Raw genomic sequence first — 4,419 nt, 5'->3', positions numbered from 1 at the left:
GCGCATTCCAAATGTGGGAGCTGCCGCAGGCTGCGATCTTTTGATTTTAAACAATAAAGCCGCCCGAAGGCGGCTTTGTTGATCGGGTCGAAGCTTAGTGCTTCTCGGCAGCCAGCTTGTGCTCGAGGTAGTGAATGTTCACGCCCCCTTTGCAGAAGCCTTCGTCGCGGGTCAGGTCTCGGTGCAGCGGGATGTTGGTCTTGATCCCGTCAACCACGATCTCGTCCAGCGCATTGCGCATGCGCGCCATGGCTTCGTCACGGGTTGCCCCGTAAGTGATCAGCTTGCCAATCAACGAATCGTAGTTCGGCGGAACGGCATAACCACTGTACAGGTGCGAATCGACGCGAACGCCGTTGCCGCCTGGAGCGTGGAAGTGCTTGACCGTGCCTGGGCTCGGCATGAAGGTTTTCGGGTCTTCGGCGTTGATCCGGCATTCCAGCGCGTGACCGCGGATGACCACGTCATCCTGGGTGAACGACAGCTTGTTGCCGGCGGCGATGCTGAGCATCTCCTTGACGATGTCGATACCGGTGACCATTTCCGAAACCGGGTGCTCTACCTGGACACGAGTGTTCATCTCGATGAAGTAGAAGCGACCGTTTTCGTACAGGAACTCGAAAGTACCTGCGCCACGGTAACCGATGTCGATGCACGCCTTGACGCAGCGGGCGAAGACTTCCTGGCGAGCCTTCTCGTCGATGCCCGGTGCCGGCGCTTCTTCGAGAACTTTCTGGTGGCGGCGTTGCAGCGAGCAGTCGCGGTCGCCCAGATGGATGGCGTGGCCCTGGCCGTCGGAAAGAACCTGGACTTCCACGTGACGTGGGTTGGTCAGGAATTTTTCCAGATAGACCATCGGGTTGCCGAACGCCGCGCCTGCTTCGGTGCGGGTCAGTTTGGCAAAGGAGATCAGGTCTTCTTCTTTATGCACAACGCGCATGCCGCGACCACCACCGCCGCCAGCGGCTTTGATGATCACCGGATAACCGACTTCACGACCAATGCGCAGAGCGGTTTCTTCGTCTTCCGGCAGCGGGCCGTCAGAACCCGGAACAGTCGGTACGCCAGCGGCGATCATCGCGTGCTTGGCCGAAACCTTGTCGCCCATCAGGCGGATGGTTTCAGCTTTCGGACCGATGAAGGCGAAGCCGGAGTTCTCGACCTGCTCGGCGAAGTCGGCGTTTTCCGCAAGGAAACCGTAGCCTGGGTGAATGGCGGTGGCGCCAGTCACTTCGGCTGCGGCGATGATTGCCGGAATGTGCAGGTAGGAGTGGGCGGCCGATGCCGGGCCGATGCAGACGGACTCGTCTGCCAGACCCAGGTGCATCAGTTCCTTGTCAGCCTTGGAGTAAACGGCGACGGTCTTGATGCCCATCTCTTTGCAAGCGCGCAGGATCCGCAGGGCGATCTCACCGCGGTTGGCGATCAGAACTTTTTCCAACTTCGCAGTCATCAAAGGCTCTCCGCGGTTCAAACGATGGTGAACAGCGGTTGGTCGTACTCAACCGGCTGGCCGTCTTCAACGAGGATGGATTCGATCACACCGCTGGTTTCAGCTTCGATGTGGTTCATCATCTTCATGGCTTCAACGATGCACAGGGTGTCGCCTTTCTTCACGGTCTGGCCGACTTCAACGAAGGACGGCGAGGTTGGCGAAGATTTGCGATAGAACGTACCGACCATCGGCGAACGGGCAACGGTGCCGTTCAACACTGGCGCAGCAGGAGCGGCTGGTGCAGCGGCAGCCGGAGCGGCGGCAGCGACAGGCGCGGCAGCCGGAGCAGGCATTGGAGCCGGTGCGTAGTACTGCTGAGCCGGGGTCTTGCTATGACGGCTGATGCGTACGGACTCTTCGCCTTCCTTGATCTCGAGCTCGTCGATGCCGGACTCTTCCAGCAATTCGATCAGTTTCTTAACTTTACGGATATCCATGAATCATCAACTCCCAAGGGTCGGTCAGGGGCGTTTAACGCTTGTAGTTCAAGTCGTTGCCTGTGTTTCAAGCTGTTCTAGCGCGGCCTCCAGGGCCAGTCGGTAACCGCTGGCGCCAAGGCCGCAGATCACTCCCACCGCTACGTCGGAGAAGTAAGAGTGATGGCGGAAAGGTTCGCGTTTGTGCACGTTGGACAAATGCACTTCGATGAATGGGATGCTCACCGCCAGCAGCGCGTCACGTAATGCGACACTTGTATGTGTAAAAGCTGCTGGGTTGATCAAAATGAAGTCAACGCCTTCGCTGCGAGCGGCGTGGATTCGGTCGATCAATTCGTACTCGGCGTTGCTTTGCAGGTGCAGCAAATGGTGGCCGCCTTCACGGGCGCGGCGTTCCAGGTCCTGGTTGATCTGCGCCAGTGTCGTGGCGCCGTAGGTGCCCGGTTCGCGGGTGCCGAGCAAGTTCAGGTTGGGTCCGTGCAGGACGAGTAGCGTCGCCATCGGCTGTTCCTTTGTTATCCGTGTGCAATTGTCAGAACCCGGCGACTATGCCGCAAAGCCTTTGTGACTGTCCAGTTCTATGCAATAGCCAGCACGATGGCCGATGTTTGCGCGAAATATATGACCGAGTGATTAAATCCGGTCATTTGCTTTGGCAACACGTTCGGCGAAGTCCGCCGCATTGATCTCGCCGATCACCCGCACATCGGCACGTTCGACGCCGTCCTTGCCGAAAAACATCAGCGCTGGAGGGCCGAACAGTTTGTAGCGGTCAAGCAATGCGCGTTGTTCGGCGTTGCTCTCGGTGATGTCGAAGCGAACCAGACGATAGCCCCTGAGGCGTTCGACAACGGTAGTGTCATTCAGCACTTCGTGCTCGATGACTTTGCAGCTGATGCACCAGTCGGCGTACCAGTCCAGCAGCAGCGGTGTGCCGGACGAGCTGGCCTCGGCGAGCACACGGTCGAGGTCTGCCGGATCACTGACGGTTTGCCAGGTGCTGGTCTCGAGCGCGGCTTCGGCACTGACGACTGTGCGCGACTGGCCGATCGGATTGAACGGGTCGCTCTGCCCGCTGAACCCGCCATACCAACAGGCCAGCGCATAAAACAGCAGGAATATTCCGAACAGTTGGCCCAGGCGTTTTCTCGGCGGTTTGTAGACGAACTCCAGCGCGCCCATGAACAAACCGACGCCAGCGGCCAGCAAACCGATCAACAGTAAGGTGACCTGGCCCGGCAACACCCGGCTTAGCAAGCCGATCGCCAGCCCCAGCAGCAACACGCCAATCGCGTTTTTCACGTAGACCAGCCACGGTCCGCTTTTCGGCAGCCACGCCGCGCCGCCGGTCGCTACCAACAACAACGGCGCGCCCATGCCCAGGCCGAGCATGAACAGTTTCAAACCGCCGCCCAAGGCATCGCCGCTGGCGCTGATGTACAGCAACGCGCCGGCCAATGGTGCCGAAACGCAGGGCGAAACCAACAGGCTGGAAACCACGCCCAGCACCGCCGCGCCCCACAGCGAGCCACCCTCGGTGCGTCCGGCAATGCGGTCCAGTCGAGTGCTGATGGCTTGCGGCAACTTGAGTTCGAACACGCCGAACATCGCCAAAGCGAACACGGCAAAAAACATAGCGAACGGCACCAGTACCCAGGCCGATTGCAGCCGCGCCTGAAGATTCAGCTGCGCGCCGAACATCCCCATCAAAGCGCCAAGCAAGGCGAAGCAGATTGCCATTGGCAGCACATAGGCGAGCGACAGGTTGAAACCGCGCCAGCCACCGACCTGACCACGCAAAACCACGCCGGAAAGGATCGGCAGCATCGGCAGCACGCACGGGGTAAAGGTCAGGCCGAGGCCGGCGAGGAAGAACAGCGCCAGTTCGCGCCAGCTCCAGTCATGAGTCGTTGCAGGACTGCCGCTGCCGTCGATGCTCAGGCGCTCGGTTTCCGGCGGATAACACAGACCTTTGTCGGCGCAGCCCTGATAAGTCACGGCCAGGGTGAAGGCGCGCTGATCGGTGCGCGGCAGTTCCACATCGAGAATGCCGTGGTAGACCTCGACATCGCCGAAGTACTCATCGTGCTTTTTTTGCCCATCGGGCAATTGCGCCGCGCCAAGCACGACATCGGCTGGTTCTGCGCGAAACTGAAAGCGATGGCGATAGAGGTAATAACCCTCGGTGGCGACGAAGCGCAGTTTGATCGATTGCGGCGTGCTTTCTACCAGGCTCAGCTGAAACGCTTCGCGCACCGGCAGGAAGTCGGCGCTGTTGTTGATCGAGCCCAAGGTGGAACTGGGGCGACTCTCCAGCAAACCGGTGGCGGAGGCCGGCAGGGCGAGGACCAGAAACAGCAGGCAGAGCAAACGGCGCATGACAATCTCGCGTATCAATGATGCCGGCATGATAGCTGAGAGCGCACGCTGTCGCCGCCCTCTGTAGGAGCTGCCGCAGGCTGCGATCTTTTGATCTTGATCTAAAAA

At 59.8% G+C, this 4,419-nt stretch carries 4 protein-coding genes; all 4 read right to left on the bottom strand.

The annotated features are described in order from the left end of the window. Positions 1-94: 94 nt before the first annotated feature. The 4 genes from accC to ACW9JC_RS28870 all read right to left on the bottom strand — a co-directional run bounded on the left by accC (position 95) and on the right by ACW9JC_RS28870 (position 4,311). The gene (gene accC / locus ACW9JC_RS28885) at positions 95-1,453 is read right to left on the bottom strand and encodes an acetyl-CoA carboxylase biotin carboxylase subunit (RefSeq protein WP_338584509.1); all 1,359 of its coding nucleotides are present in this window, start codon (positions 1,451-1,453) and stop codon (positions 95-97) included. A gap of 17 nt (positions 1,454-1,470) precedes the next feature. After that, positions 1,471-1,932 carry an acetyl-CoA carboxylase biotin carboxyl carrier protein gene (gene accB / locus ACW9JC_RS28880; protein ID WP_416129434.1) on the bottom strand — a complete coding sequence of 154 codons (462 nt, stop codon included), beginning with the start codon at positions 1,930-1,932 and terminating at the stop codon, positions 1,471-1,473. Between the two features lie 48 nt (positions 1,933-1,980). Beyond that, the gene (gene aroQ / locus ACW9JC_RS28875; RefSeq protein WP_338584511.1) at positions 1,981-2,433 is read right to left on the bottom strand and encodes a type II 3-dehydroquinate dehydratase; all 453 of its coding nucleotides are present in this window, start codon (positions 2,431-2,433) and stop codon (positions 1,981-1,983) included. Between the two features lie 132 nt (positions 2,434-2,565). Then, positions 2,566-4,311, bottom strand: a complete 1,746-nt coding sequence (locus ACW9JC_RS28870) for a protein-disulfide reductase DsbD (protein WP_457459300.1) — start codon at positions 4,309-4,311, stop codon at positions 2,566-2,568. Positions 4,312-4,419 lie beyond the last annotated feature (108 nt).

The sequence above is a fragment of the Pseudomonas sp. SDO5591_S426 genome (assembly GCF_054070755.1).
The sequence above is the reverse complement of the archived record's forward strand: the minus strand, read 5'-3'. Positions and strand labels throughout refer to the sequence as shown.

Coding starts and splice junctions, on each gene's coding strand:
- aroQ (WP_338584511.1), bottom strand. CDS start 2,433: ATGGCGACGCTACTCGTCCTGCACGGACCCAACCTGAACTTGCTCGGC.
- accB (WP_416129434.1), bottom strand. CDS start 1,932: ATGGATATCCGTAAAGTTAAGAAACTGATCGAATTGCTGGAAGAGTCC.
- accC (WP_338584509.1), bottom strand. CDS start 1,453: ATGACTGCGAAGTTGGAAAAAGTTCTGATCGCCAACCGCGGTGAGATC.
- ACW9JC_RS28870 (WP_457459300.1), bottom strand. CDS start 4,311: ATGCGCCGTTTGCTCTGCCTGCTGTTTCTGGTCCTCGCCCTGCCGGCC.